This is a genomic window from Arthrobacter sp. AFG20, assembly GCF_002892795.1.
In the GTDB taxonomy this organism is placed as follows: Bacteria; Actinomycetota; Actinomycetes; order Actinomycetales; family Micrococcaceae; genus Arthrobacter.
The window spans coordinates 1-25,979 of record NZ_PJMC01000030.1; the positions used below are offsets into that span (position 1 = coordinate 1).

Here is a 25,979-nt window from a genome sequence, read left to right on the forward strand (position 1 = left end):
TCAACGTCCTCTGGGCCATGCTCCGCGACCACACCACCTACCAGGAACCAATGCCAAGAATCAGCGCTCAAGCTGCTTGACAGAAACATTGAGATTCCTGATCGGCCGCTTCCCCGTACGCAGACGGAGGCGAGGATGTATCCGTTTTCGGCAAAGAACGGGGCGTTCTTGAATCCTGAGTTCGTTTGTGAAGAGTCGCAGCCGTACGGCGTCTGCGACAGGATGACGGGGAAGTCAGCTGCGATTCGCTTCCCCGTAGCGGGGTCGGCGGGGTACATGACATCGCCGACCAGAGTAACCCCGTCACCCATTTTTATTTCGATGTCAGTCGTGGCGACGGATCCATAAGACTTCGGTTCGGCAGCCACGGCGGGTTGGGTCGCCACCGCTGTTGTGGAGACGAGGCACGCCGACAACAGCACGGCAAGCCGTGTTAATTGTCGTGATGCCCGGTACGTCATTGTTCCGGTCATGCAGTAATCGACCTTTCGTGATGCGGCTTTTTTCGCCGTGGTTCACCCGACCAGGGAGTTTGCTTTATCTGCGTTCCACCGCCTCCTGTCCCGGTTGAACGACGGAGCCGGCACCTGTGTGCGCGGCTGCAGCCCATTCGCTCCCGGCCTCACTGGAGTCGTCAGGATTGTTTGGCGCAGGATTCAACCGCGGGCCGCGCCTTCTTGGGCGCGGCCCGGGGGCCAGGGATGGCAAGGGAGGGTCAGCGAACCCGGAGATTTTGGATTCGGGGGGACGGTCAGTGTTGCTGGTGAAGGGACTGCTTGTAGCGCTCAGGCAGCGACAGTGTGGCAATGACGGAGATCAGTACCAGACCGAGGCCGATGCAGGTCAGGGCGAGCGTGCCATTGCTGGTGTTCTGGAAGATCCATGCGGCGACGAACGGGATGGGGGCTCCGAAAATCAGGCCTGCCATGGTCATGCCGAGGGCTGAGCCCGTGTAGCGCATGGTCGTCGGCAGCGATTCCGAGAAGAAGGCGGCCTGGGTCCCTGCCGTGACCTGGATCCCGCACAGTGCGAAGGCGATGATGGCGGCGCTTGCCGGGTAGTTCATGGAGTTCATGATCGGGAACATGGTTCCTGCGGCGATGCCTTGCATGGCCAGGCCGATGAGGAAGGTTTTCTTGCGACCGATGCGGTCGCTGAGCCGGCCGCCAAAAAAAGCAGCGGGAATGGAGATGAGGTTTGCCATGAGCAGGAGCCCGAAGGTGATGGAGTTGTCGTAGTGGAGTTGCTTGGTCAGGTAGCTCACGGCGTAGGTGACACTGATCCAGAACAGTCCTGTGGACGCAGCCCAGGACAGCACCAGCTTGATGACCGTGCCGGGCTTCTTAATGATCACTGCCAGGGCACGCTCCTGCGGGATAGCCGATTCGGCGGCCTTCTTCTGGCTCTCCTTGAATGCGGGGGTTTCTTCAACCCGCCGGCGAATGAACATCCCGACGACGAGCAGGAGTACGCCCATCAGGAAGGGAACCCGCCATCCCCAGGAGGCAAAGTCGTCTTTCGACAGGAAAGTAGCGAGCCCGGTGAGCGTGAGGGACGCAAAGGTCTGGGCGAGAGGCGAACCGGTCGCCAGGATGCCGCCGAAGAGGCCGCGGCGGTCGGTGGGGGCGTGCTCGACGACGAGTACCTGGACGCCGGAGGCTTCGCCGCCGAGCGCGAAGCCCTGCAGGAAGCGCAGGGCAACCAGGAGCGTGGGCGCGAGGATCCCCGCCACTGCGTAGCTGGGAAGCAGGCCGATCAGCACCGACGATGCACCCATGAGTACAAGGGTGAACATGAGAACGTTCCGCCGGCCGATCTTGTCCCCCAGGGCACCGAAGACGATTCCGCCAAGGGGGCGGGCGACCATGCCGGCTCCGAAGGTTGCGAAGGAAGCCAGGATTGCCGTGTTCGCGTCGAAGCTCGGGAAGAAGAGTTGCGGGAACAAAGTTGCCGAGAGGGTGCCGTATACGGCGAAGTCGAACCACTCCAGGGCGGTGCCGAAGGTACCGCTCATTACGGCCCGCCGCGCGATCCGCGGATCGAACGTTGGCGCATCCGCAACAGCAGTTGGGGGAGCTTGAACAGGATTAGTCAATTCCGACATTGGAACTCATTCCTTGGGTTATTAAGAGTCTAGAGAGCTGGCCGTCACCGGCGACGTGGGGGCTCCGGAACAATCAGGAGACCTTGACAGCACTCCAGTCCTCTTCGATGCTCGGCGATTGGAGAAATTGAAGAACAAGCGTTCGTTTTGGAAGTTTAGAGTGTGATGTGGATCCCACGCAAGTGGGGCGGGTGTTTGAGTTGAAGCGTCCTACTGTTGACCGGCCCCGGCGCGCCGGATCTCGCCGGAACGGCCCGAGGCTCTATCCGTACAAACGCCCGTTAGTCTATGCTGGGAGTAGAGGCGGCTGCGGGATGCGGCCGCACCCTGGTTCGAACCAAAGCCCACCAAAGGAGAACAGATGAGCGAGCAAGTCCAGGAAAGACTCGTCAAGGGGCGCCCCGATCACTTTTGGGACGATCTGGTGACAGGTGACCGGCTGCAGAGCCCCGGCATCACGATCACGGAGGCACACCTGGTCCAGTGGGCCGGGCTCACCGGCGACTGGGTGTCGCTGCACCTGGACGAGGAGTACGCGGCCCAGACGCCCTTCGGCCAGCGGATTGGACACGGCCCCCTGACACTTTCGGTAGCACTGGGATTGATGACCCAAACGGGCTATTTCAGCAATGTCATCGCCTGGCTGGGCCTGGAATCCGTTCGGGCAGTGAAACCGGTTTTCATTGGCGAGACGATCCGCGTGGAAGCCCTGGTCAGCGAGGCCCGGGAAACCAGCAAGCCCGGCGCCGGGCTGTGGACCATCGACTACACGGTGGTGAAGCAGGATGGCAGCACGGTCATGACGTTCTCCAGCAGCTTCCTGATCAAGCGCCGCTAAGCGCTTCACCGTCGGATCAAAAGCAAAGGAGCTTCCCATGAGCATCACCACACACCATCAGGCTTACACCACGGCTGGTGGCTCCGCGTCCCCGGAGGAGCTGCGAAGACGGCTGGTTCAGCTTCTGGATGAACACGTCACCGAGGAGCGGCTGACGGCCCATGACGAGGGCGAGACCTACGACGTCGAGCTTTTCCGCGCGCTGGCAAAAGCCGGATTCGTTCAGCTTGAGTCAACGATCGGCGGCGCCAAAGCCAGGCACCGCAGCCAGACCATGGTTTTGGAGGAACTCGGCGCCCGCGCCACCTCGATGGGAGTCAGCTTCGTGGTCCAATACATGGGCGTCGAGCTGCTGCATTCGTTCGGCAGCCCCGACCAGCAGGAACGGTTCCTTGCCCCGCTGTTCGCCGGCGACGCCAAAATGTCATTCGCGCTGAGCGAGCCGGCCGGAGGAACCGACGTCGCACGGGCAATGACCACCCGGGCCGTCGAGCGGCCCGACGGATCCTTCCTGATCAATGGCGCCAAGAAGTGGATCGGCGGGGCCTCCGACGCCGACTACCTCATCGTCCTGGCACGCACCAGTGACATCAGCCGGTCCTCGATTGACGGAATCACCATGTTCATCGTTCCCCGCGACACCCCCGGCATTGAAACAACCCCCATCGACACGATGGGGATCCGCGCTCTGGAACAGTGCGACATCACCTTCACGGACGTTCGTGTGCCCGCCGACCTGGTGCTCGGCGACGTCGATAAAGGCTTCCGCCACGTCCTGGGCACCCTCAACGGAGAACGGCTGAACGGGGCCGCCGTCGCGCTCGGCATTGCCCGCGGCGCACTGGACTACGCCGTGGGATACGTGAAGGAACGAAACGCCTTCGGCCGGCCCATCGGCGCCTTTCAGGCCCTCCAGCACAAGCTCGTCGACTGCAGCGTCAAAGTGGAAAGCGCCCGTTTGCTCCTGGAAAAGGCTGCCACGACCTCAGACGATCATGCCGGAGCGGACGAAACCCTCTCGGCCATGGCGAAACTCGCCGCCGCCGACGCCGCAACCACTGCCACCGACGTCGGGATGCGGGCCATGGGCGGCTGGGGTTTCCTCCGGCAACTGCCCATGCAACGCTACTTCCGGGACGCCCGGCTCTACACCTTCGCCCCGCTCACGGACGACATGATCCGCAACTACATCGGGGAGCAGCACCTGGGCCTTCCCCGCTCGTACTGACCCCGGGCTTCCATCGAGTCACCCGGTCCCCTTCCTGGCGTGGCCCCGCACTGGCCGCGCCAGGAAGGCAAACAAGTGTCCGTGCGTTAAACTTGGGTCACTGACGACGATAGGTGGCGTACATGGTTGCAACGGCGGAACGCGGAACTGCGCAAGCCATCCGTGATGAAGCGGCAAAACTGTTCTTCGAGCGCGGATACGACGGGACCAGCCTGAGGCAGGTGGCCTCCGCCGTCGGCATCATGGTGGGCAGCCTCTACAACCACATCGAGAGCAAAGAACACCTGCTGCTGCAGATCATGGGCGGCATCATCGATGACCTCATGGACAGTGCACAAAAGGCCACTGAGGTTGACGGCGACGCCGTGGACAGGCTGCAGGCCGCACTCGACGCCCACCTGAGGTTCCATGCCGAGCGTGCCCAGGAAGTATTCATCGGCAACGCCGAACTGCGCTCCCTTTCCGAGGACGCCCGCAAAGTCGTCATCGGAAAGCGGCACGAGTACGAACTGTTCCTGCAGGACCTCATCGAAGAAACCGGCCGGGCAGGCCTCGCCGAGGTCATCGACGCCCGCATCCACATGTACAGCCTGGTCGCCCAGGCCACCCACATCGCGTCCTGGTTCAAACCCGGCGGACGCATGTCCCTGGACGACATCGTCGCCGTCTACACCAAACTCGCCCTCCGGGAACTCAACGTCGCGGACGCCGACGCACGGGTCGACCAGCGCCGCTGACGCGCCTGCCTCGGGCAGGGGACGGATTCTGGGGTCACCGTTGCCGATCCAGTCCAGAAACATCCGGCGGCTCATCTTGCCCCGGTCGGTCAGGGGCAGCTCGTCCAGGAGATAGTAGCGCAGTGGCTTCCTGTCCCGGGTTATGACTTCGTCCAGCCCCGAACTGAGCCAGGTGGCGGTGAGGCCTCCGCAGGAGGGGACAATTCCTGCCACGATCCGGCTGCCCCGCATATCGTCCGGCATGCCGGCTGCGACGGCACTTTCGACCCCGGGAATAGATGCCAGGGCCAGTTCCACCTCATGAGGGTAAACGTTTTTGCCTGCGGTGACGATCATGTCTGAACTCCGGCCGAGTATGTGGAGGCTGGAGCCGTGGAGGTACCCTCGATCGCCGACGGTGTGATGGTCTCCGAGGCGGCGGAAGGCGTTGCCGTCATCGCCCCAGACGTACCCCCGGCACACCATCGGGCTTTTGATGCTGATATTTCCGGGGGTTCCGTCCGGCACGGGGGTCCCGTCATTGTCGAGGATCTGCACCTGCACGCCGGGGAAAGGGGACCCGACAGCGGTCCCAGCGGCGTCGAGTGACATTCCCGGGGCGAGGCCGCGGCCGGACACGAAGCTGAGTTCGGCAGCGCCGTAGTACTCGAAAATCGTGGCACGGGGTGCCCAGCGCCGGGCGGCTGCCAGGGTGCGGGCGTCGAGTTTCGATCCGGCACAGATGATGGTGCGGATGGCGGAGCCGTCCACGCAACCCGTCAGGCCGCGCTCACTGAGGAGCCGGAGCAGGGTGGGGACAAGAACCAGCCGTGTGATGCCATGGTGCGCGATGACCTCGTGCGAAGCTGCGACGTCGAACTTTCCCAGTGTGTGGAATTCGGTCCCAGCGTACAGGCACTCGGACAGGGCGTAGAGGTTCAGGCTCGCCGAGAGTGGTCCGGGGGCAAGGGTCTTATCATCGGGCCTGAGATCGAAAAACCGAATGGAGGCTTCAAAGGAGGCCTCCCAGGACCGGCGCGAACGGGTGAAGGCCTTTGGTGTGGACGTGGTCCCGGCGGTGAAACCTATGAGGAAGGCAGAGTCAGGTTCCCCGTCTTCCAGGATCGTGCCTTCGGCTCTGGACGGCGGGGGAAGTCTGCGGGTGATCTCTTCCCGTGCCTGGGCGGTCCAGTCCGGGTCGAGAACGGCAACCTGCCGCCCCTTGGCGACACCAGCGCAGTAACTGGCCGCGAACTGCGTTGAGTTCGGTGCGGACAGGACGCAGGTTCCGGGGGTGTCGGGGAGCAGTTGCTCGGCGGCTGTCTGCAGTTCCGCCCAGGTGAGTCCCCGGCCGTCCACGGCGACGGCCGTGCCGTCGGGACGCAGTTCTGCCCACGTCCGGAGTCTGTTCAGGAAAGGCATGGCTGGTGTTCTGTTCTCATCGTGGAACGGGCGGGCCGGCCGCATCGCTGCCGACCGGCCTGCCCCTGTTCACGAGCTTAGGCTTTGGTGTTGGGACAAGGGCCTAAGCGTTGGAGGGAACCTCAGCTTCTGCGTTCTGGTTCCTCTTCATCAGCGCGGTGCGGCGTACAACGCAGACCACGTCGCCGTGCTGGTTGTAGCCGCGGTGTTCGATGCCGACGATCCCGGTCTCCGGCCTGGAATTGGAGACGCGCTTGTCCAGCGCCTCGGTCTCCACCCGCAGGGTGTCACCGAAGAAGACGGGCTTAGGGAATTCGATGTCCCGGAAGCCGAGGTTTCCCAGGGTGGTCCCGAGCGTTGTGTCCTGGACGGGAATCCCTGTCACGAGTCCCAGGGTGAAGATGCTGTTGACGATCTGCTTGCCGTACATGCTCTGTGCCGAGAATTCGGCGTCCAGGTGCAGCGGCTGCACGTTCATGGTCAACGCCGTGATCAGCAGGTTGTCCGTCTCGGTGACGGTTCTAGTGACTTCGTGGCGGATCACTTCGCCTACCTGGAAGTCTTCGTAATACATTCCGGCCATGGTGTGTCTCCTGTTTGGTGTGGGCCTGGTGGCTTGGTTGATTCTCAGTTGCTGCCGGCGAAGGCCAGTGCCTGGCGGGCGTGGTTGGCATGGGCAAGGTCGATGTGGTCTCCGCGGTAGGAGACGGCGCCGTGCCCTCGGCTCTGGCCTTCGTCGAAGGCTTCGACGAGCCCCTGGTAGTAATCGCGCATTGCCGGGGACAGGCCGTAGGACTCGTTGGTGACCGGGGCGTGGGTGGGATGGATCAGCACCTGGCCGGTGTAGCCAAGGCCGTGGTTGGCTGCGGCGAAGCGGCGGAGGCCTTCCAGGTTGCTGACCTCCTGCCAGAGGCCAAGGACGATGCTGCGCAGACCTGCTGCCCGGGCCGCCAGCACGACCTTGCTGCGCAGGTAGAGCGTCTCTGTTCCTTCTGCGGTCCAACTGAAGCCCACTTCGCGGGAAACGTCGGCGTCTTTGGCTGCCGCCGCCATCACTCCGCCGATCCGGGGCCCGGCCAGGATCTCGTCCACCTTGCTGATGGATGCCGCCGTTTCCAGGGACGGAATCAGCTGCACCGTTCCCCTGGATATCCCGTGGGCGATTTCGGCGGCGGTGACCAGGGCGTCGAAGCGGACCACGTCATCGCGTGAGAACAGCTTGGGCAGCAGGAAACCGGTCAGGTTCCCGTGCGTGGTTTCTGCGATGTCAGCGCCGAAGTGAACGGTGTCGAGGGCATTGGGACGGATGAGGACACCCTTGTCCCCGGTGTGGACGCTGAGGGCGTCGCGGGCGTTGGCCCGGGCCAGTGCCTTGTCCGTCTCGGGGACGGAGTCCTCCAGGTCGATAATGATGGCGTCAGCCTCGGAGGCAAGGGCCTTGTCGATCCAGCTTCTCTTGTGGCCGGGGACGAAAAGGAGTGAACGGTAGGGTTTCATCAGTTGGCCCCTTCCAGGACGAGCTGGGTCAGCAGGGTTCCGGCTGCCATCGAGTCGCCGACCCCGGCGTGGATGGGACCGACGATGCCGGCGGCCGGCGCCTGAATCGGGTTCTCCATCTTCATTGCTTCCAGGACGAAGAGGATGTCTCCGGTGGTGACGGCCTGGCCTTCTTCGACGTTGACCTTGATGATGGTTCCCTGCATGGGCGCCTTGACGCTGCCGTCGCTGGCTTTGCCCTTGCCGCGGGCACGGGTGCTTCGCGTGCGCTGGCCGCCGGCTGCTGCGTCGTCCATGGGTGCAGCAGCGACGGCGGCTACGGTGCTGGTGTTTGCGCCGGGGCGGTCGGAGAACTGCGGAATGATGTAGAAGCGTCCGCCGACTTCGACCTCGTTGCGGGCCAGGGGTTCGTCTTCGGGTTCGTCCGAGAAGTCGACGGTTTCTTCGAGCCAGCGGGTCGTGAAACGTGCTGACTGGAAGTCTTCGTGGCGCACGACCTGCAGGGAGGCAGGGACGGTGGTGGGGACGCCACGTATGACGAGCCGTTCGAGGCCGTCTTCGAGCCTGGCCAAGGCGGTTTCGCGGTCCGGCCCATAGGCGATGAGTTTGCCGATGAGGCTGTCGTAGAACGGAAGCACTTCATCCCCGCTGTGGTAGCCGGCGTCGAAGCGGAGGCCTTCGCCTTCGGGGGGCGTGAGTTCCTCGATGAGGCCGGGCGCCGGAAGGAAGCGGCCCCCGGCCACGTCTTCGGCGTTGATGCGGGCTTCGATGGCCGCGCCGTGCGGCGTCAGGCGGTCCCGTATGCTGAGCTCCTCGCCGGCTGCCACCCGGATCTGCTCGGCGATGAGGTCCACCCCGTGGACCATTTCGGTGACCGGGTGTTCCACCTGGATGCGGGTGTTCATTTCGAGGAAGTAGAAGTTTTCGCCCTCCACCAGGAATTCCACAGTCCCGGCACCGGCGTAGCCGACGTGCTGTGCGAGCCGGACAGCGGCCGCACCCATGGATGCCCGCAGCTCCGGGGACAGGCCCGGGGCCGGGGACTCTTCGATCAGCTTCTGGTGGCGGCGCTGGACGGAGCAGTCCCTGTCACCCACATAGACCGTATTGCCGAGCTTGTCGGCGAAAACCTGGACTTCCACGTGCCGTGCACTGGTGAGGTAACGCTCCAGGTAGACCTCGCCATTGCCGAATGCCGCTGTCGCTTCGCGGACCGCGGCCGCGACGGCTTCCTCTGCCTGCGCTTCGGATTCGACCAGGCGCATGCCGCGGCCGCCGCCGCCGGCTGAGGCCTTCACCAGGATCGGATACCCGTGTTCGGCGCCGAAGTCGATGACGTCTCCGGCGCTGGTGATGGCGTTCTTGGAGCCCGGGGCGAGCGGCACCTCGGCAGCGACCGCCACTGCCCTGGCGGCAACTTTTTCGCCCATGGTCGAAATCGCCTCCGGGCTCGGTCCGATGAACGCGAGCCCGGCATCCACGACGGCCCGGGCGAAGGCGGCGTTCTCGGAGAGGAAGCCGTATCCGGGATGAATTGCCTCGGCGCCGGTTTCGAGTGCAGCGGCAATGATGCGGTCGATGTTCAGGTAGTTTTCGCTTGCCGGGCCGGCGCCGAGATCCACCGCAGTATCGGCTTCGCGGACGTGCAGGGATGCCGAATCGGCTTCGGAGTGAACGGCTACTGACTGGATGCCGAGGGACCGGCAGCTGCGAATAACGCGGACAGCGATTTCGCCCCGGTTGGCGATCAGGATTTTGCTAAACATGGTGGTTCCTTGTCATGAGTAAGAAAGAGTCGGCAGCGCCGGTGGTTAGCGGGCGACGCAGCGGTTGGCGGTGGCACCGAGGGTGTTGATGCTGGTTTCAAGCACGGAATCCGGTTCGAGGAATTCCTTGGGGTTGCGTCCGTCCCCGACACCGCCGGGCGTACCGGTGAGGATGACGTCTCCGGGCCGCAGAGTGGTGATCGCCGAGATGTACCGGATGAGTGCCACGGGCCCGAAAACCAGTTCCGAGGTGCGGGAGTGCTGTTTGGTGTTGCCGTCCACGGCGCAGCTGATGTCCAGGTCGGGCTCGGGTCCCGTTTCATCGGCGGTGACGAGATAGGGGCCGAGAGGCGTCGTCCTGTCAAAGGTCTTCCCTTGGAGCCATTCGGGGGTGCGGCGCTGGAAGTCGCGTGCCGAAACATCGTTCGCCACAGCAAATCCGGCGATGGCGTTGCGCGCCGCGCTCTCGTCGGCGCGGCTGACGGCGGAGCCGATCACGACTGCCAGCTCGCCTTCCCAATCGACGCTGCCCGAGCCGGGTGGGAGCACGATGTCGTCGTGGGCGCCTATCAGCGAGTCTGAGAACTTGGCAAACAGGGTGGGGTATTCGGGCAGGTCCCTTCCCATTTCCAGGATGTGGTCCCGGTAGTTCAGGCCAACGCAGATGATCTTGCCCGGGCTGGTAACGGCGGGGGCAAAATCGGCCTCGTCGATGCTGATGGGCGTCCCGGCGACGTGGCTGGACCACTCCGGGGATCCGGCCTGCAGCCAGGCCCCCACATCGGTGAAGTCCAGTGGCGTCAATTTGCCGCCGTCGATGGCGGCGGCGTGCGTTCCGCTCCCGGTGCGGATGGTTGCGATTTTCATGCGCTCCACCCCAGATTCACTTTCAGCTGGCTCTTGACCAGTTTTCCTGCAGCCGATCGGGGCAATTCTTCGGGTCGCATGAACACCATTTTCTTGGGGATCTTGTAGCCGGCGAGGTGCTGGCGAAGGAAGCCGGAAAGTTCGGCCGCGTCGGTCTGGACTCCGTTGCGAAGTACGACGACGGCCCGGACTTCCTCGTCCCATTTGGGGTCTGGTACGCCGACCACGACTGCTTCCAGGACAGAGGGGTGAAGGTGCAGGACCTGCTCAATCTCGGCGGAATACACGTTCTCCCCGCCGGTCTTGATCATTTCCTTCAGCCGGTCGCGGAAGTAGAAGTAACCCCTGTCATCGCGGGTGGCGAGGTCTCCGGTGTGCAGCCACCCTCCGCGCAGGGCCTCAGCTGTTGCCTCAGGGCGCCCGTAGTATCCGGTCATGACGCCGGGCCCCCGTACGCAGATCTCCCCCAGTTCCCCGGCGGGGACTTCCCGGCCGTCCGGGTCCTGCAGCTGGGCTTCGACCAGTAGGTATTCGGTGCCGATGGATCCGTCCACCGCGGGGTCGAGCATGTCGGAGGGCTTGAGCCGGGTGACCATGGGTCCCGCTTCGGTCAGGCCGTAGCGGAAGTAGAGGTCGGCTCCGGGAAGCATCTCGGTGAAGAGTTCCTTGTCCGGCATCCGGAGCAGGCCTGCCCCGGTGTGGACGCTCTTGAGGTTTTTGCGGATCGCCGGGTCCTGGAGCACGCCGCGGTCCATGAGCCGGCGCATCATGTTGGGGATCATGAACGTATTGGTGATCCGTTCCCGGCCCACCAGGTCCACGACTGACTCGTCGTTGAACTTTTCCGCGATGACGCTCGTTGCCCCGGCGATGAAATGCGGGACCAGCCAGCACAGGAGGGCCGCGGAGTGGAACAGGGGCGTGACGATAAGTCCGCGTTCGTTGGGCCGGCTGCCGACGCCGCAGTCGTACATCTCGTTGATGGCGTTTGCCAGGGCCGACTTGTGGGACAGGACGACGCCCTTGGGGGTGCCGGTGCTTCCGCCCGTGTAGATGATGCACAGCGGCGACTCGGGTGTTGCCGTGTCCTCTGCCGGGCCTGTCCCGACGCGGAGGGCATCGATTTCGGCGCCTTGCCGGATAACGAGCGGCAGGGATTGTCCGCTTTCGGCGACGATGTCCAGGGCCTGCTCAAGCAACGGCAATTGGGCCTCTTCCACCAAAATGACTTTGGCTTCTGTCTCCCGGATACCGGCCGCGAGTTCGGCCGGGGCCCACCGCCAGTTGTAGGCGATGTACACGCCGCCGGCGGCTGCTACCCCGAGGAACGCTTCGGCGTTGAATACCGAGTTGCCGGCCAGGACACCAACCCCCACCCCCGGACCGACTCCAGAACCGCGCAGTCCCCTGGCCAGTTGCCAGGCCCTTTCCGCGGCTTCGCCAAACGTGACTCTGCCGTCCACGCCGACGAACGCTTCCCGCGAAGGGTTGCGCCGGCTGTTCAGGCGAATCCAGTCTCCAATAGTTCGCATCGTTGCCTCTCTGGAACGAAATTCAGCTGCCAGAAGCTACCCGCGCTGGCGGCTCCTGCAATACGAACAAGCGTACGTCCGAACGCGCGGATGCGCAACGCTCCACGCCGAGCGGCTTCCTCAACCCACTGGGTGGAGTACCTCCGGGGCGGCGTGGATGTTCAGTTCGCGGAGGGCCAGTTTGGTGTAGACGGCGACGATTTCGTCCAGGGACATGCGTCCGCCGGGCTTGAACCAGGATGCAATGTGGGTGGCCTGGGCGACGAAGCTGTAGACGTGGATCCTGGCGTCGATGACTTCGGCGAGGCCTGCCCGGCCGGCTTCTTCGATGAGTTCCTGCAGGAGCAGTTCGTATTCGTGGCGTTTTTCGATCACGACTTTGCGGGCGTCCTCGGAGAGTGACCGGAGTTCGGTGTTGCCGATGAACACTTCCCGCGCCCGCTCGGCATGGAACCGCAAATGCGCGGCCAGGGCGGCCCGGAGCCTGTCCACGGCGTCACCGTCCGTCTGGACCGCGCGCCGGATGGAGCCCATAAGGTCATCCATGATCCCGCCCATGATCTGCAGCAGCAAATGTTCCTTGCTGTCGATGTGGTTATAGAGGCTGCCCACCTTAAGTCCCGAGGCAGCCGCCACCTGGCGAAGGCTCGTCGCGTCATAGCCCCGCTCGAAAAACAGCTTGGCCGCCTCAGCCCGGATGACGTCAGCACTGTTCCGTTCGATCAACACCGTCATTGCCTGCACCTTTCCGTGTGCGCGTCGTGTTCATTCCTGGACCTGCGCGCCCCTTTGGCGCCGGCGCCCGCCGGTTCACGTGTTGACTTTCGCGCCGCAAACTCGTTCACTGAAATGCGAACGTACGAACGATCGTACTCCTTTTTATGTGAGGTGTGTCTTGTTCGATCAACTTTTCCAACCGCTGGTCCTTGGCGGGCAGACCCTTCCCAATCGCCTGGTGCTTCCGCCCCTGACGCGGAGCCGGGCCCAGGAGGATGGCGTGCCGACACCCCTCATGGCCGAGTACTACCGGCAGAGGGCGGGCGCCGGCCTGGTGATCAGCGAAGGAACCGTAGTTTCCCCGCAGGGCGCCTCGTATGCCCGGGTCCCGGGGCTGTATTCAGCTGAGCAGGTCGCCGGCTGGCGCCCCGTAGTCGCAGCCGCCAAGTCCCGCGGAGCGGCGGTCTACGCACAGCTGTGGCATGTCGGTCGACAGGCCCACTCATCCGTCCAGCCTGACGGCACCCCGCCCTGGGCGCCCTCGCCCGTGGCCATCACCGGCTGGCAGTACCGCAGCCCCCACGGTCGTATTCCCTTCGAGGTCCCCCGGCAGCTCAGTGAAGAGGGCATCGCCGAGATCGTCGCCCAGTTCGCCACCGCAGCACGAAATGCGGTGTCCGCCGGTTTTGACGGCGTGGAACTCCATGCCGCGAACGGGTACCTGTTCGATCAGTTCCTGAACTCCAGTGCCAACCGGCGTTCGGACCGCTACGGCGGGTCCACGGAGAACCGCCTGCGGTTCCTCCATGAGGTCATTGACGCCGTCAGTGCAGTCATTCCCGCCAGCCGGATAGGCGTGCGCATTTCACCCTCGTCAACCTGGATGGACGTGTTTGATCCGGACAAGCGGGGCCTTTACTCGGCCCTGGTGCGGAGCGTCAGCGAACGGGGACTGGCCTACCTCCACCTCGTCGAACCCGGCATCGCCGGTTCCCTTGACGCCCGCCCCGATGCCGAGACGATTGAAAGCGCTGAACTGGGCGGGCTCTTCGACGGGCCAGTCATCGTCACAGGAGGCCATACTCCTGACACTGCGGCGGCGGCGGTCAGCGCGGGCGATGCTGATCTTGTCGGTTTTGGGCGGCTGTTCATTGCCAACCCGGACCTGCCCCGCAGGATCAGGACCGGCGCGGAACTCACCGGCCTCCGCCACGAAGGCCTCTACGGCGGGGGTCCTGCAGGGTACACCGATTACCCCGAACTGCAGTCTTCGAATTGAGAACCGGACGATCAAGGAGCCAGAACATGGCGGAGCAACACATAAGCGGCCTGGAGGCCCCTCGGGGTCTGAACGTGCTGGTAACCGGAGCCGCGGGCGGCATGTGCCGCGGAATCAACAAGAGACTCGGCCTGGCCGGACACACGCTGCTGTGCGTCGACCTGGACCTCGCGCGCTGTCAGGCCGCAGTTGAGGAGCTGCGTGCCGAAGGGATAACAGCGCACGCCTTCGCAGCCGACGTTACCCGGCCCGACGATGTCGCGCGCCTTCGGGCCGACGTCAAGGACATGGTGGGCGACGTTCATGCCCTCATCAATGCGGCAGGAATCCTGGACCGCAAGATGCTTCTGGATCACGACGTGGATTCCTTCTCGCGCGCGATCAACATCAATCTGGTGGGTCCGTTCGCCCTGATCAGGGCCTTCGCGGAGGACTTCATCGCCGCCAACTGGGGCCGGATCGTCAATGTTTCTTCCATCGCAGGGACGACCGGCTATCCCTATCCCAGCTACGCAGCTTCCAAGGCGGGCCTCTCAAATCTCACACGCTCGTTGCTCGTGGATTTCTGGGGCACCGGGATCACCGTTAACTCGATCTGCCCGGGCGTCGTGGACACTCCGATGGTCATCCAGGAAGTGCGTGACCAGGTCCCCAACAAGGTCCCCACAGGAAGGATCGTGGACCCCGACGAGATCGGTGCCGCCATCGCCTTCCTCCTGACCGACGACGCACGAAGCATCAACGGGGCAGACCTCGTCATTGACGGCGGAGCGACCCAGGTCTTCCGGCTGTTCGAACCGGCCCGGGGCTGACCTCGTGGAAATCACCGGTACAGTCCAGCGCCAGGCATGGCTGAAGAAGGTCATGCCGCCGGTTGAATGCCTGTCAGAGGGCCTGTGGTCGGTACCCGTGGCATTTCCCGGCAACCCGATGCGCTACACCCTCGCCTATGTTCTTGCCGCAGGAGCGGACTGCCTCGTCATCGACCCGGGCTTTGACAGCCCCCAGGGACGGCTGGATCTCCAAGCCGGCCTTCGGAACGCCGGGCTCGGGATCCGGGACGTCACCGGCATCCTGGCAACGCACTTTCACACCGACCATCTGGGCATGGCCGGCTGGCTCAGGGGCCAGTCCGGCGCATGGGTTGCCCTGGGCAGCGCGGAGAAGCGATACATCTCCGCGTTTAGGATCCCTTGGACGAAAGCGCGGCCGACCGCGCCAGGATGCGCACATGGGGCGTGCCGGAAGAGCGCATCAGCGAGGCAGCGATGAGCGTTGACGGCCTCATGCACCTGAGGCAGCTGGCCGACGCTGACCTGCGGCTGGGCAGCGGGGACACCGTTCCCCTGCCCGGATTCGACCAGCTCACCGTGGTGGAAACACCGGGCCACACACCCGGGCACATCTGCCTCCGGGATGCCGGCCGCGAGGTCTTCATCAGCGGCGACCACGTCCTTCCGAGCATCTCACCGAACGTTTCCCTGGAAATCCGCGGGGACACCGATCCCTTGCGCAGCTGCCTGGAGTCCCTTGACCGGCTCGACGCAGACACCCATTTCGAGGTGCTCCCTGCCCATGAATACCGGTTCAGGGGCCTGCGGGACCGGGTCCGGCAGCTGAAGGCCGTGGCGCTAGAACGGTCGGAAGAAGTGGTGCAGGAACTCATCGCGCAGAAAAATCCCACGGTGTGGACCATCGCCGCCAGGCTGAGCTGGTCACGGGGATTCGCCTCCCTGTCGAACCTGCAGCTGCGTCTGGCCCTGAGCGAGACCGCCGCGCACCTGCAATACCTGCGGACATCGGGCTACCGGCACGATATCCATGGCCTTCCCGAAGCGGTCACCCTCATCCGCAGCTGACGGCATTTCAAAGGCAAAAGGGCCGGACCACCACGGGTCCGGCCCTTTCCTTGCTACACGGCCCTTCTGCCGGAGCGCCGCTCCCCTGCCGGCAACGGCTTGATGGCCGCGCTCAGGGAGGGAGCGAAGGTCTCACTCTCGGCCGCCTTCCGGGCCCGGCGGCCGCGGCACGCTCGGGGCTGCGGGAGTATGCCGTAAACGTCAAAGGGCCGGACCCTGTGAGCAGTTTCACAGCGGGTCCGGCCCCTCTGAGGTTCCTAGGAGTTAAGGTCGATTTCCCTCTCCTCTGCCAGGAACCAGCGCATGTCGGCGAGGAATTCGTGCTCGTGCTCGAAGAGGAGTTTTGCTTCCTCCCCCGCATAGGCGGTCTTCACGTCGGCCACGCTGTCGAACCAGAGTTCAGCCATGCCATTGAACGGCCATTGCTTCGGGTGCTCGATGGCAGGATTTTGCCGGTAGCGCCGCAATCCGGGCAGCTTGCGGACAAGTACAGGGTGTTCCACGTTCCACTTGTGGAGGAATTCGTCCCGGCTCAGGCCATCTCTGGCGGTCAGGACAGCAACAACCTTGATCATCGGTAGTCCCGTTATGCCGGAGTCACGGCCTGGCGGCGCTCGACGGGGACAGCTTTGCGCCGGCCGTAGAGATCCAGGCGTACCATTAGATCCGCCCGCAGTTCATTGGCGGGCACAACGGCTTCCACGGCGTTGGCATTGGCGATCTTGAAGACATCGATCCCTTCCGCGTACTCGGCGTGCTTCTCCATGATGAACTTCTGGCGTACCTGGGGATCCTCGATCTCGTGGATCTGGTTGTAGTAGATGCCGTTGACCGCCGCATCCGGACCCATTAGCGCCGGGCGGGCGGTGGGAAGGGCAATCACCGCGTCAGGATTCATCGGGGCGCCGGACATCGCCAGGTAGCCGCCGCCGTAGGCCTTCCGGACCAGCACCGTGATGCGGGGGACCCTGCATTCCGAGACGGCAAAGATCATCTTGGCGCCGTGCCGGATGATGCCCTGGCGCTCCACAGCCGAACCGATCATGTACCCGGCGATGTCCACCAGGAAGATAATCGGGATGTTGTAGGCGTTGCAGATCCAGATGAACCGCGCTGCCTTGTCTGAGGAGTCGGGGAAGATCGACCCGCCCATGTGCTTGGGCTGATTGCCGACGAGTCCGACAGGCCGCCCTCCGATCCGGGCAAACCCGGTCAGCATTTCGGGGGCGAAGAGCTCCTTGTAGGGGAACCAGCTCCCTTCATCGACCAGGGATTCGACGAACTCTTCCATGTCGAACACTTCGGCCTCGCGTAGCGGAACGATCTCCTCCAGCGTGCGGCCGGGGCGTGGCTCCAGTGCGGGGGCAACGGGGGCGGGCTGCTCCCAGCTGGCGGGCAGGAAGCTCAGCCACACGCGGATGGCGGCAATTGCTTCCGCGTCGTCTTCCACGAGGACATCGCCAAGACCCGAGACCGTGCAGTGCATCTCGGCCCCGCCCATCTCCTCGAGCGTGACCTTTTCCCCCGTCACCATCTCCGCCAGGCGCGGGGAACCAAGGTAGGCCGTCGCGTGGCCACGGACCATGATGGTCATGTCGCATAGTGCCGGAACATAGGCCGAGCCGGCCGGGGAAGGGCCGAAGAGGGCGCACACCTGCGGCACACGTCCTGAGATCTGGACCTGGTTGTAGAAGATGTTTCCCCAGGCGTGGCGGCCCGCGAAGCTCTCAAACTGCTCGTCGATGCGGGCCCCGGCGGAATCGAACAGGTAAACCAGAGGGATCCCGGCCGCGTTGGATTTCTCCTGTGCCGCCGTGATCTTCTCAAACGTCCTGTTCCCCCAAGTACCGGCCTTGACGCTGAAATCATTCGCGATCACGCAGACCTGCCGGCCGTCGACGCGTCCGAAAGCGATGACGACGGCGTCGCCCGGCAATCCGTCTTCGAAGCGGGCCAGGAGCCCGTCCTCAATGTATTCGTTGTCGTCAAACAGCAGGGCAAGACGTTCGCGGACCAGCAGCTTGCCGGACTCGACGATCTTCTTGCGGTTCTTCTCTGAACCGCCGATCTTTGCCTGCTCGAGCTTCTCCCGGAGAAGTTCGTGCACGGTGGGCGCCTCAGCTGCCGCCGTCGGCACCTCGGCTTCCGTGATCGTGGTGGTGCTCATAAAGGCCTCCAGTTGAAAAGCAGATAAATACTTACGCTTAACCAGTATACGAACAAGCGCTCGCTCGTCTAGCCCCGGACTGATTCTCCGGCTGCGCGACAGGGTTTCCGGTCCAGAAAAAACGAAGGGAGGCCCGCCTGATGCACATCAGGAAAGCCTCCCGCCGGCAGCCGTCAGGACCGGTAGTCGATCTCCAGTTCGGCGACGTCCTGGTCAGCCAGGTTCACAACAATGTTGTCCGGAGTCCGCGTCGTCATCCAGATCAGCTCCTCGGTCTTGCTGGCATTGCCTTCAATGTGGGGCATGAACGGCGGCACGAAGACGAAGTCGCCTTCTTCGAGGTAGACAATCTCGCTGTAACCCTCGCCGTAACGGATGAAACCGCGGCCCTTGAAGACATATCCACCGGTCTGCGCTTCCCCGTGGTGGTGCGGATCTGAAATTTCACCTGGGCCGGTGTAAACCTTCCCGAACCACAGCTTGTCGGCGGCACTGTTCTCCTTGCTCACCCCCGAAATGCGTCGGGCATTCTGGGTCTGACCAGGGGCGACCTGCAAATCGCCGGCACGGTGAACACGGAAGATGTCGGTGTTCCTGTTGATATCAAAAGCGACGTCTGTCATCGCTGGTCCTTTCAAAGTGGCATCGGTGGCACGCTCACGGATCGTCCAACCAAGCGGGCGGACGCCCCTTTAGCAAGTATCCAGTCGAGTCGCATTTCGGTCAAGACGAACGTTTGTTCGCGACCGAAGCCGCACCCTCTGTAATCTCCGCCACGTCCGTCCCGATCGACCCCGTCTATTTCCACATGCGGAACGAACAAACGCTTGTATTGACCTTGGACTGCTTTCACGTGCAGAATCGACATGCCGCCAACCAAAGGAGTTTGAGGATGCCCAAACGGATCACGTACCTGGAGAAACGCGACGGGATGCCGCGGGAAGACTTCCGCCTCCACTGGTCGACCACGCATGCAGACATAGCCCGCGATTTGCCTGGAGTGATCACCTACCGCCAGAATCACGTACGGCCACCATCGGCATCGCCTTCGGCCGACGCCTACGCCGTCGACGGCATCGTTGAGCTGTGGTTCGAAGATGAGAGCGTGGTCCACGCAGGCTTCGACTCTGATGTCGCCCGACGACTCGCCGCCGACGAACCAAACTTCCTCAGCGGGCTCACTGGCGGCCCGGTTTCTGCCGATGACCTGTACGAACCCTCGCCACACAAGTTGTGGCTGCTCGCACGTTGGCGCAGCGACACGTCCGCGGACCATGAGGCAATGACGGCATGGACAAATCTCCGGGCGGCCGAATGGTCGGGCGCCCTCACCGCGAGCGTCAATTACTTGAACCCAGGCGGTCCATTGCTAACGCGCAAAGCCTTGCGGTCCGAGCCACGCATTCCCCAAGTTGCCATTGCCTTCGGTTTCACCAGCGCGCAGTCGGCGGCCGACGCAGCAGCGGCTATCGCGGACGAACTCTGCCAGATACAAGGCATGCTCGACAATATCCACGTATATTCTGCGGAGGAACTGGTAATCATCTGATGAGCTGCATCGATTTTGAAGACGCCAGGAACCTGAAGATCGACTACTTCCGCCACTTGGACGCAAAGCGTTGGGCGGACCTCAGGCGCCTCTTCCATGACAATGCCATGTTCGCGGGCTTCCCCTTCGCGACCGGAGACGCCGACGCATTCGTCCAGGGCGCCGCCAGCTTCCTGGACGGTGTCGACTCGATCCATCAGGGCTTCATTCCCCGGATGACGTCAATTGACAGCGACACGATCAGGGGCCTGTGGTCGATGCATGACTACTTGGTCTGGCCCAGGGACAGCAGGGACTACCGCGGAGCCAAGGTCCCCGGACTCTACGGGATCCGGGGATACGGAACCTACGAGGAGGAATACCGACGGCTCGACGGGCAGTGGCGAATTTCAGTCATGCGCCTCGTCCGGAAAAGGATCGATCTCCTGACGGACGAGTCGCCTTCACTGCGCGACCAGGACTTCCTGGCCCCGGACCCCGAATGGATTCCCTCGTTGCTCCCGCAACAGATTGGGTAAATTCGCCGTTCACTGCTGGCTTGCCACGCTGCCGGACCTGGACTGGCGGCTTCACACGGAAATGGAACTAACTGCGGGTGCGAAAGGCGAAATCATGCTTGGAAGCCAGTTACGCGGCTTGTCGGTGGATCGGCGGACAACCAGCGCCAGATATCGAGGCTCAGGTCTCCCAGGACTGAATGTACTTCTGGCCCATGAGACCACTGGCCGACCGTGATGCCGTCAACTTCAAGCACACCCCAATCTGACCTCGGGCAGGGAGCCGCCCGGCTATCGAAGTAAGGCCCGCTTCCTTCGTTTCTGACGGCGGCTCTCGAAACTCCTGGATGCCAACATGACAGGGACACCCCGGCGCATCGCCACAGAGACGTCGAAACAGGTTGGGCAAGAGAGGCCATGCCTGGCGGGCGGCGCTTTCGGACGTCTGCAGGCCAGTCACCTCAGAAGACATAGCCGCACCACAGCCTGACCTATCGGCTCTCCTCCACTAAGGGGGTGATTCGGCGGCTCATCATTCCGTCATGCAGTCAGCCAACAGGCCGGTAATGAACAACCATGAGAGACCAGCCAGGCAGCGGAACCTCGCTTCTGGACACCGTGGAAAAAAATCCACAGCGTCACGTCGTCGACTCCCAGGGCAACCATAAACAGCTGTCGACGGAAACCCTCGATCCATGGAAGAAGGGCGGTGAGCATCATGGGCCACAACGTGGGCACCGTTGGCCCGCCGTCGGGCAGTATCGGACTGCCTGTCAGCACCTGGTGACACCGATTCCCCACCGGTGGTGCACAAGTCACGTCGTCCTCCCCCGCACCCACCATGGATAAGCAGATCAGCCACCAACAGCCATAAGGAGGAACCTACTGAACACCCGGCCACGCACCAAAGAAACTCGCACCGAAAATCTCACAGGTCATGTTGGCCCAGGCATGAACCCCCATGAACTGGTAACGAACAACAACCCGTCGCTCCAAGGATGGAAGGAGGCAACCGGCCACAGCACCGGCCACCAATAGAAAAAGGCCCCCGAAGGGGCCCACAAGTGAACAAAATGTGCACAGTCAGAGGCTAAAAACCCCCTGAACAGGGAAAACACTGTGCCCGAGGTGGGACTCGAACTGTATTCCAGGCCTTGTAAACACTGGGAACCCGCGGAAACGTACCGAATCCGAGCTAGTACGGCCGATGGACGGCCCAGTCCGGCGGCGATTCTGTTGACATTGTCAACACGCCCTTCCTGACAGATTCTGAACAAACAGAGCGACTGCCGCTCCCCATTTCGAGGGGGCCCGGCAGTCGTTTTGTGTTAGGGGTCATGGGCCTTACTAAATTGATTCCAGCGATCCGGTCTATGCTGCGCCGGTACACCTCGGCGATGAAATCCTCGATGTCGTTGGCTCCGCTGCGCAACACACCGCGTTTATCTTGCCTCAATAACAGGTGTGTGAGTTGTTTGTCTTAGCACCCCGCTCTTGGTTCGTAACTCTTTTCGCAGTCCCTGTGAGGATGGCGGCACTTCCCCGGTATCAAGAAAAATGCCTCTCTCCTGATACCGAAGCTCGAGGTAGCCATCAATTGTGGGTGCTTGACCATATGATTCACTCCACGAGCGCATTCTTTGGTGAGTGCTGTCGTTCATCTAGATATTGGGGGAACTTTTGGAAAATCAACACGGCCCGGAACCTAAGCCACAGCAGCCTTTTAAGTTGGAGTCCTGGCAAACACCCACTCCCCCAGTGAGCCCTCCCCAGCAACGCCGGCTTGCCACTCCGGCTCAGCATCAGCCTCCTAGGATGAGTCCTCTCAAGAAACTTGCTATCTGGGGCATCATCGCCGCTGTCATCGGTGGATACTTTGGCATCAGTTCCTGGATACACACAGCATCAGACCCACGGAATAATCCTGCAAACACATGGAGCAATGCCAAGGAAACCTGCGAGCGGATGATTCAGGACAGCGTCGGCGACAGGGAGAGACAAGACCGCAGTGATGTATATGAGCCTTCAATCAAGACCTACAAGCTAAGTACGTGGGTGAACTATAACCCTGAGCCACGGCTGTACAACTGCCGTCTCATTTGGAACGGAAGTTCTTGGAAGACAGACCTGTTTGAGTGGCGGTAGGAAGAGGCATTAGCAGGGAAGTTCTGGGGCTGTCCGTTGCGGCCTGCTGTTGATTTGTTCTCAGGTGGAATCCATACAGGTATCCCAGCCGGAGCCCGTGGTGGAACCCTTGACACCTGACCCGTCGTGGTGGGGCGCCCGTTAGCAGTCCAGCGTCTATACGGTCCTTACGAATCTTGCACAAACAAATCGCTACCGTCAGCCCCTCTGCCCAGCCAAAGGACTCTGCGATGACGGGCAGCCAGAATTTAGGGGGGGCCGTAGCCCGCGCTGCAGTACGGATCCCGCCAAGTAGCCAGGTCGCCTTCCACCGCTTTCCGGAGTACCACGAGCCCTGGCATCTGCGCTTCGTCGGCATGCCGCTCACCACCGACATTGCCACCCAAGGCATCACCCTGGAGGAGTACCTCGGCGCCGCGCCCCGGTAGCCCGGCACCGTCCGTTCTTCAGGGGGCCGGAGCTTCGACTCCTCCCCCGCCACCCTCGATGAACACCTCGACTGCGACGATGTGCGCCTCGGTCAGTCCCTGGTCCGGTATTGGCTTCTCCAGAAGGACCGGCTGGTGGTGACCGTGGGCCCACTTCCTGGCATCCGGCCCGAGGACGTCGTCAATCCATACGACCGAGTCCCAGCCAGCTTCGCCGGCCGCTTCCATCCTGGCCAGCCACCGTGCCACGGAACGCAGCTTCGGCGTCGGGTCGGCCTCGTCCGCGGCACGGAGCAATAACGTCACCCGCAGCGGCTCCACGTCCAGTTGCAGCTGGTCCTCCAAGTCGGCTGTCATCTCTGCCGGCCAGGTCGACACCCACGCGATCCGGCCGCACCTGGCCAGGCGCCGTACCAGTGCTTTCTTCTCACAGGAGAGCAACGGGTCAGGTCGGACAGTACCCGGCCGCGACCGGAGCGCCGGGTTGAGAACACCGTCGATGTCGAGCAGGATGATCGGCTTCATGGGTGCGACCCTTTCACGACCGCCCGTCATCGCCAACTGCCAGCTGGGTTCCTGCTGCCACGCGCCAGACACTGGGCGTCCGCGTGGATACCCTCGTTGTCGTCTTCGAAAGTTCCGCCGCAGTCACTGCACTGGAACCTGAATCCGTTGGCGCTGCCGATGTAGCGTGGGTTCTCGCTGATTTCCCGCAGTCGTACCGCCCTGGCATCTTTGGCCGCCTGGCGTGCGGCGATCTCGGTCGCGTCCCTGGCCTCAGACATCCACAGGGCCCAGGGCCGTGGGCCGATGAACTCCGGGTGGCCTTCCTCAATGCGCGCCGGCCGGCGCACCATCTGAGGCCTGGGAGTTTGCTCCCTTGGCGGCCCAGGGCGCGAGCCCGGTTCCGGCGGCCTGGGAACGTCAACCTCCGCCTGTATACGTTCGGCAATTGCTGACCACTTCGAATTTGGTATCGAAGACACCCACCGCCCTTGAACAAGGTCGTTGCATGTCGGGCATGCGAACCCCAGAGGCTTACCGGGCCGGTTCACGGTGACCAACTTGGCTCGGACCAGCGAGCCGCCAGCGGCCTGAAGCCAGGCCTCGACCGGGACAAGGACACGGTCCAGACTTTCAGGGCCCGGCCGGTAAGGGCGAAGATCAATCCTCGCCGGCGGCTCCAGCAACCGCCAGATGAGGAAAGGGTGGCCGGAGCCAGAACACCTGACGATGCTCGCCCACACATTCATCCCCGCCTTAACTGCGGGTACAGCCCCGACGTCTGGTGCCACAGCCTGAACCGCGAACAGCGAGTCCCTTTCCGCCTTACGTTGCACCTCCTCTTGGCCCACGAGCTGTCTCGCTGTGACTTCCTGAGCAGCCTTCAACCTGGCGGCCTCCGCTGCTTCGGCGCGCTCAGCCTCCAGCCGCTGGATGGTGTCCCACTGGAGCCGTGGCGTCCCGTGAGGCCACGTAAACCTTGGTTGCAGGACGGCGTCCACTATCGCCCCGGACCGGGCCATCTTTCCGATGAGCGGCTGGTGGTCGAGCAGTTCCATCAGTTCGGCAGGATCCCCGGGCAGGTCGCTGGTCTTGCCGAAGCCCGTTACGATCATCGGCAGCTGCACCCGGAACCAATCGAAGGCTTGGGGACAACCCACACTGGGCCGATGCGGTCGTCCACGTAACGCTGGGACCGTCGCACGAACTCTTCCTCGGTTTGCTGCGAGAGCTGGACTTCGAACGCAAGCCGCCGGCCGTCCGTGTTGGTGGCCAAGACGTCGGCAGTCCAGGCCCGCTGGGGATGAGCGGCCTCCACCTGCGCGGTCCACCCCGGGGCGGCGTTGATCCTGTCCTTCAGCGCCTGCTTCATGGCCAGGTGCTGGGGCGTCTCCGACTTGTGCACGACGGGGCACTCAAGGTTCGGGTAATGGGCGAAGTACTGGCGGCCCATGTGTGAGGTCACCCGTTTGGCCCGCAGCCCGCATTCAATCAGCACCAGCTCCGCATAGCGCGGATGTTTCACCAGATCACGCCACGGCCGGTGAGCCATTTCAGTCGCATCGAGTCGCTCACCATTGATGTACGCCACCAGCTGCAACGTAGATCCCCCCAACACGACGCCCTTTTGTCGCCTGGCGGTCAATCTACCTGCCGTCCGCCAACGGCGCCATCAAGAACGGTTGAAGATTCGAGCCCGCTGCTACGGACAGAGCAGGGCACGCCGGTTGGGCAGACCCTTTGCAGGATCCTCAGGCGCCATTGCGTTTTCCGGTATGAATAAGGCATGACCCGTTCAACGAAGGACACGCCGATCACCGTCCCTGTCGGTCCTGCCACTAATTTCTGGTGGGCATTCCAGTCCCTGAACTTCCGGCATGTCTATTTCGACGGCACCTTGTGGGCACCTCTGAAAGGCGCCGGCGGGCAGCGCGTCGCCTCTTGGGAGACATTGCATTATGTCCGGCCGGGAGATGTCGTACTGAATTTCAAGAGCCCTGCAGTTCAGGGCATCAGCCTTGTGTCCACGCTGCCGACGCCTGCTTATCCACCGTTGCGCGGTTACAAGGAGCCAGCGGACACGAACGGCATGCTGGTGCTCACCGAGCCTCTCTGCGAAGTCCGGATTCTCCGGGAAGACGCCTACCGGATCCTGCCGCCGGGCCGGGGCCCGGTCACGGCGAAAGGCGGCTCCAACAACGGTTACGTGTATTCGGTTGACCGGGATGCCGCCCTGAAACTGCTGCACCACGCAGGGCTGGAAATCGACAATCGTGGAGACAAGGAGCTGGACGGGGCGTGGTCTTCCGAGCAATACCTAGGCGGTCCCAGTGACACATGGGCCCTCGCCGCCGTTCGGACCGAGCAGCGCTTCCTGCGAAACCAGCAGCTGCAGCTCCGGGGCAGCTCGTGCTCTCTCTGCGGGCGCTCCTATCCGGACGAGTTCCTGGTTGCCGCCCACATCAAACCCCGCTCGAAGTGCTCCGAGGGGGAGCGCATGGACACTCGCAATGTGTCCATGCTGGCTTGCCTGTTCGGTTGCGATGCGCTTTTTGAGCGCGGCTACCTTATCGTCGGCACTGACGGAACCATCGAGGCGGGCAGACCGGGGCACGGACAAATTGGGGACCATCTGCGGTATCTCTTCGGCCGCAGCTGCCTCGCTCATGACGAACGGTCGCGGGACTACTTCGCCTGGCATCGGCAGCACCATCTGGCCGTCGAAGCTAACACGCCCTGAGACTTGCAGTGCCAGCCGCAGGGGCCGTCGAAAGCAATGTTGTGGCCTGTCTCCCTCACCAGAAGCTCTCTGAGGGTGGACTCATGGACGGTTCATTGCGTCGATCACAGATCCGCCCCTACAG

General features: G+C 63.1%; 26 protein-coding genes and 1 pseudogene. 12 read left to right on the plus strand and 15 right to left on the minus strand.

Annotated elements, in window-relative coordinates:
• Both CXZ05_RS22905 and CXZ05_RS21825 read right to left on the minus strand, forming a co-directional pair.
• The coding region (locus CXZ05_RS22905; protein ID WP_219726582.1) for a CocE/NonD family hydrolase at positions 1–473 on the minus strand (473 nt) is incomplete at its 3' end.
• A gap of 278 nt (positions 474–751) precedes the next feature.
• On the minus strand, positions 752–2,104 hold the full coding sequence (locus tag CXZ05_RS21825) for an MFS transporter (protein WP_102974554.1): 1,353 nt from the start codon (positions 2,102–2,104) through the stop codon (positions 752–754).
• A gap of 361 nt (positions 2,105–2,465) precedes the next feature.
• On the opposite strand from CXZ05_RS21825, the gene CXZ05_RS21830 reads away from it, so the two are divergent.
• From CXZ05_RS21830 to CXZ05_RS21840, 3 genes are all read left to right on the plus strand, one after another.
• Positions 2,466–2,942: a MaoC/PaaZ C-terminal domain-containing protein gene (locus tag CXZ05_RS21830; protein ID WP_102974555.1), complete on the plus strand. Its 477-nt coding sequence runs from the start codon at positions 2,466–2,468 to the stop codon at positions 2,940–2,942.
• Positions 2,943–2,979: 37 nt separating this feature from the next.
• A complete protein-coding gene (locus CXZ05_RS21835; protein ID WP_102974556.1) occupies positions 2,980–4,170 on the plus strand; it encodes an acyl-CoA dehydrogenase family protein in 1,191 nt (396 codons plus the stop codon).
• Positions 4,171–4,292: 122 nt separating this feature from the next.
• The gene (locus tag CXZ05_RS21840; protein ID WP_102974572.1) at positions 4,293–4,907 is read left to right on the plus strand and encodes a TetR/AcrR family transcriptional regulator; all 615 of its coding nucleotides are present in this window, start codon (positions 4,293–4,295) and stop codon (positions 4,905–4,907) included.
• Positions 4,908–4,994: 87 nt separating this feature from the next.
• Here the strand turns inward: CXZ05_RS21840 and CXZ05_RS21845 are convergent.
• The 7 genes and pseudogenes from CXZ05_RS21845 to CXZ05_RS21875 form a co-directional block, all read right to left on the minus strand.
• Positions 4,995–6,353: pseudogene (locus tag CXZ05_RS21845) on the minus strand (class I adenylate-forming enzyme family protein); the annotation flags it as partial.
• 58 nt (positions 6,354–6,411) lie between these two features.
• Positions 6,412–6,891, minus strand: coding sequence for a MaoC family dehydratase (locus tag CXZ05_RS21850; protein WP_102974557.1), 480 nt, complete (start codon positions 6,889–6,891; stop codon positions 6,412–6,414).
• A gap of 44 nt (positions 6,892–6,935) precedes the next feature.
• Entirely contained in the window at positions 6,936–7,805 is an 870-nt protein-coding gene (locus CXZ05_RS21855; RefSeq protein WP_102974558.1) for a CoA ester lyase, read from the minus strand.
• Complete coding sequence (locus CXZ05_RS21860) at positions 7,805–9,571, minus strand: acetyl-CoA carboxylase biotin carboxylase subunit (RefSeq protein WP_102974559.1); 1,767 nt, start codon at positions 9,569–9,571, stop codon at positions 7,805–7,807. Before CXZ05_RS21860 ends, CXZ05_RS21855 begins: the two co-directional genes overlap by 1 nt.
• A gap of 45 nt (positions 9,572–9,616) precedes the next feature.
• Entirely contained in the window at positions 9,617–10,438 is an 822-nt protein-coding gene (locus CXZ05_RS21865; RefSeq protein ID WP_102974573.1) for a fumarylacetoacetate hydrolase family protein, read from the minus strand.
• Positions 10,435–11,970 (minus strand): class I adenylate-forming enzyme family protein, encoded by a 1,536-nt coding sequence (locus tag CXZ05_RS21870; protein ID WP_102974560.1) that lies wholly within the window; start codon positions 11,968–11,970, stop codon positions 10,435–10,437. Before CXZ05_RS21870 ends, CXZ05_RS21865 begins: the two co-directional genes overlap by 4 nt.
• Before the next feature lie 120 nt (positions 11,971–12,090).
• A complete protein-coding gene (locus CXZ05_RS21875; protein ID WP_102974561.1) occupies positions 12,091–12,705 on the minus strand; it encodes a TetR/AcrR family transcriptional regulator in 615 nt (204 codons plus the stop codon).
• On the opposite strand from CXZ05_RS21875, the gene CXZ05_RS21880 reads away from it, so the two are divergent.
• Genes CXZ05_RS21880 through CXZ05_RS21895 form a run of 4 tightly spaced genes read left to right on the plus strand, consistent with a single transcriptional unit; the run spans position 12,668 to position 15,825 of the window.
• Positions 12,668–13,966, plus strand: coding sequence for an alkene reductase (locus CXZ05_RS21880; RefSeq protein WP_102974574.1), 1,299 nt, complete (start codon positions 12,668–12,670; stop codon positions 13,964–13,966). The two genes, CXZ05_RS21875 and CXZ05_RS21880, sit on opposite strands and share 38 nt — an antisense overlap.
• A 26-nt stretch (positions 13,967–13,992) precedes the next feature.
• Positions 13,993–14,778, plus strand: a complete 786-nt coding sequence (locus CXZ05_RS21885; protein WP_102974562.1) for an SDR family NAD(P)-dependent oxidoreductase — start codon at positions 13,993–13,995, stop codon at positions 14,776–14,778.
• 4 nt (positions 14,779–14,782) lie between these two features.
• Positions 14,783–15,238, plus strand: a complete 456-nt coding sequence (locus CXZ05_RS21890) for an MBL fold metallo-hydrolase (protein WP_146033135.1) — start codon at positions 14,783–14,785, stop codon at positions 15,236–15,238.
• A complete protein-coding gene (locus tag CXZ05_RS21895; RefSeq protein ID WP_146033136.1) occupies positions 15,160–15,825 on the plus strand; it encodes an MBL fold metallo-hydrolase in 666 nt (221 codons plus the stop codon). The genes CXZ05_RS21890 and CXZ05_RS21895 overlap by 79 nt, the downstream gene beginning before the upstream one ends.
• A gap of 257 nt (positions 15,826–16,082) precedes the next feature.
• On the opposite strand, the gene CXZ05_RS21900 is transcribed toward CXZ05_RS21895, so the two are convergent.
• From CXZ05_RS21900 to CXZ05_RS21910, 3 genes are all read right to left on the minus strand, one after another.
• Entirely contained in the window at positions 16,083–16,400 is a 318-nt protein-coding gene (locus CXZ05_RS21900) for an EthD family reductase (RefSeq protein WP_102974565.1), read from the minus strand.
• Between the two features lie 11 nt (positions 16,401–16,411).
• Positions 16,412–17,992 carry an acyl-CoA carboxylase subunit beta gene (locus CXZ05_RS21905; RefSeq protein WP_219726584.1) on the minus strand — a complete coding sequence of 527 codons (1,581 nt, stop codon included), beginning with the start codon at positions 17,990–17,992 and terminating at the stop codon, positions 16,412–16,414.
• A 173-nt stretch (positions 17,993–18,165) separates the two neighbouring features.
• Positions 18,166–18,615, minus strand: coding sequence for a cupin domain-containing protein (locus tag CXZ05_RS21910; protein ID WP_102974566.1), 450 nt, complete (start codon positions 18,613–18,615; stop codon positions 18,166–18,168).
• 269 nt (positions 18,616–18,884) lie between these two features.
• Between CXZ05_RS21910 and CXZ05_RS21915 the strand changes: the two genes are divergently transcribed.
• From CXZ05_RS21915 to CXZ05_RS23620, 4 genes are all read left to right on the plus strand, one after another.
• Positions 18,885–19,541, plus strand: a complete 657-nt coding sequence (locus CXZ05_RS21915; RefSeq protein WP_180987497.1) for an EthD domain-containing protein — start codon at positions 18,885–18,887, stop codon at positions 19,539–19,541.
• Entirely contained in the window at positions 19,541–20,059 is a 519-nt protein-coding gene (locus CXZ05_RS21920) for a nuclear transport factor 2 family protein (protein WP_180987498.1), read from the plus strand. The genes CXZ05_RS21915 and CXZ05_RS21920 overlap by 1 nt, the downstream gene beginning before the upstream one ends.
• Before the next feature lie 1,794 nt (positions 20,060–21,853).
• The gene (locus CXZ05_RS22910; RefSeq protein WP_146033137.1) at positions 21,854–22,183 is read left to right on the plus strand and encodes a hypothetical protein; all 330 of its coding nucleotides are present in this window, start codon (positions 21,854–21,856) and stop codon (positions 22,181–22,183) included.
• Positions 22,184–22,413: 230 nt separating this feature from the next.
• Positions 22,414–22,611: a hypothetical protein gene (locus tag CXZ05_RS23620; RefSeq protein ID WP_079598760.1), complete on the plus strand. Its 198-nt coding sequence runs from the start codon at positions 22,414–22,416 to the stop codon at positions 22,609–22,611.
• Positions 22,612–22,629: 18 nt separating this feature from the next.
• Here CXZ05_RS23620 and CXZ05_RS21930 read toward each other — a convergent pair whose 3' ends face one another.
• The 3 genes from CXZ05_RS21930 to CXZ05_RS21940 are packed head-to-tail and all read right to left on the minus strand — an operon-like array spanning position 22,630 to position 24,706.
• Positions 22,630–23,136: an HAD domain-containing protein gene (locus CXZ05_RS21930; protein ID WP_139386279.1), complete on the minus strand. Its 507-nt coding sequence runs from the start codon at positions 23,134–23,136 to the stop codon at positions 22,630–22,632.
• A 26-nt stretch (positions 23,137–23,162) separates the two neighbouring features.
• Positions 23,163–24,230 carry a hypothetical protein gene (locus CXZ05_RS21935; protein WP_102974569.1) on the minus strand — a complete coding sequence of 356 codons (1,068 nt, stop codon included), beginning with the start codon at positions 24,228–24,230 and terminating at the stop codon, positions 23,163–23,165.
• Positions 24,227–24,706 carry a competence protein CoiA family protein gene (locus tag CXZ05_RS21940; RefSeq protein ID WP_146033138.1) on the minus strand — a complete coding sequence of 160 codons (480 nt, stop codon included), beginning with the start codon at positions 24,704–24,706 and terminating at the stop codon, positions 24,227–24,229. The genes CXZ05_RS21935 and CXZ05_RS21940 overlap by 4 nt, the downstream gene beginning before the upstream one ends.
• A gap of 195 nt (positions 24,707–24,901) precedes the next feature.
• Between CXZ05_RS21940 and CXZ05_RS21945 the strand changes: the two genes are divergently transcribed.
• On the plus strand, positions 24,902–25,855 hold the full coding sequence (locus CXZ05_RS21945) for an HNH endonuclease signature motif containing protein (protein WP_079598757.1): 954 nt from the start codon (positions 24,902–24,904) through the stop codon (positions 25,853–25,855).
• The last annotated feature ends 124 nt before the right edge of the window (positions 25,856–25,979 follow it).